A 1486-nucleotide genomic window follows, 5' to 3' on the forward strand; every position below is an offset into this window, starting at 1 on the left:
AGACATTCGGCTGTCCATGTCCCTACAAAAAAGGTTGGAATTATAGGTCAAGAAACATCCAGCGACTCTTATCTGAAAGGGCGACTGGTTTTATCTGTGTGCTTGGTGATAATGCAACGGCTGTTTTTATCTTTATCGAGGGCCCTATAGCCTATGTGGTACGAAGGTTTTCTTGGCTTGTCGGCCTGGTCACTGGTCGCGGTCACCCTGCTGATGACCCACGTGACAATTGTCGCCGTCACGGTCTATCTGCACCGTTATTCGGCCCACCGTTCGCTTGAGCTGAACGCCGGTCTCAAACACTTTTTCCGCTTCTGGCTGTGGCTGACCACGGCGCAGAACACCCGCGAGTGGACTGCCATCCACCGCAAACACCACGCCAAATGCGAAACCGAAGATGACCCGCACAGCCCGGTCATCAAGGGCCTGTCCACCGTGCTGCGCAAAGGCGCCGAGCTGTATCGCGCCGAAGCCGAGAACCCGGAGACCCTGCGCATCTACGGCAAGAACTGCCCGGAAGACTGGATCGAGCGCAACGTCTACAGCCGCTATCCGCTGCTGGGAGTGGCGATCATGGGTGTCATCGATCTGCTGTTGTTCGGCACCATCGGCATCACCATCTGGGCGATCCAGATGATGTGGATCCCGGTCTGGGCCGCCGGCGTGGTCAATGGTCTGGGCCATGCCATCGGCTACCGCAACTTCGAGTGCCGCGACGCGGCAACCAATCTGGTGCCGTGGGGCATCCTGATCGGCGGCGAAGAACTGCACAACAACCATCACACCTACCCCAACTCGGCCAAGCTGTCGGTGAAGAAGTGGGAGTTCGACCTTGGCTGGGCATGGATCAAGGTCTTCAGCTTCCTGCGTCTGGCCAAGGTGCAGCGTGTGGCACCGATCGCCCACCGCGTCGAAGGCAAGGGCAGTCTGGACATGGACACCGCCATGGCGATCCTCAACAACCGCTTCCAGATCATGGCCCAGTACCGCAAGTTGGTGATCGGCCCACTGGTCAAGCAGGAGCTGGACAAGGTCGATCATTCGGTACGCCATCAATTCCATCGGGCCAAACGCCTGCTGTCGCGGGAAACCAGCCTGCTGGAAGACCGCCATCACTTGCGCATCCAGAACATGCTCGAGCACAGCCAGGCGCTGAAGGTAATTTACGAAAAACGCCTGGCCCTGCAGCAGATCTGGGTCAAGACCAGTGCCAATGGCCACGACATGCTCGCCGCCATCAAGGAATGGGTGCACGAGGCCGAGGCCAGCGGTATCCAGTCCCTGCGTGAATTCGCCGATCAGTTGAAAACCTACTCGCTGCGCCCAACTGCATAACCTCCTGTGGGAGCTGCCGAAGGCTGCGATCTTTTGATCTTGTCTTTATAAACCAAAATCAAAAGATCGCAGCCTGCGGCAGCTCCTACAGAGTTGGTGCCATTACCCTCCAGGCAGCGTGATCAGGGTGATTACCGCCCGGCGGGAGCAA

1 protein-coding gene is annotated in these 1486 nt (G+C 58.0%); it reads left to right on the forward strand.

The window, feature by feature from the left end; all coding sequences use genetic code 11:
- Window positions 1-153: 153 nt before the first annotated feature.
- Entirely contained in the window at window positions 154-1335 is a 1182-nt protein-coding gene (desA, locus tag DBR18_RS06115) for a delta-9 fatty acid desaturase DesA (RefSeq protein WP_108589660.1), read from the forward strand.
- Window positions 1336-1486 lie beyond the last annotated feature (151 nt).

It is taken from the genome of Pseudomonas sp. HMWF021 (assembly GCF_003061005.1).
Lineage (GTDB): Bacteria > Pseudomonadota > Gammaproteobacteria > Pseudomonadales > Pseudomonadaceae > Aquipseudomonas.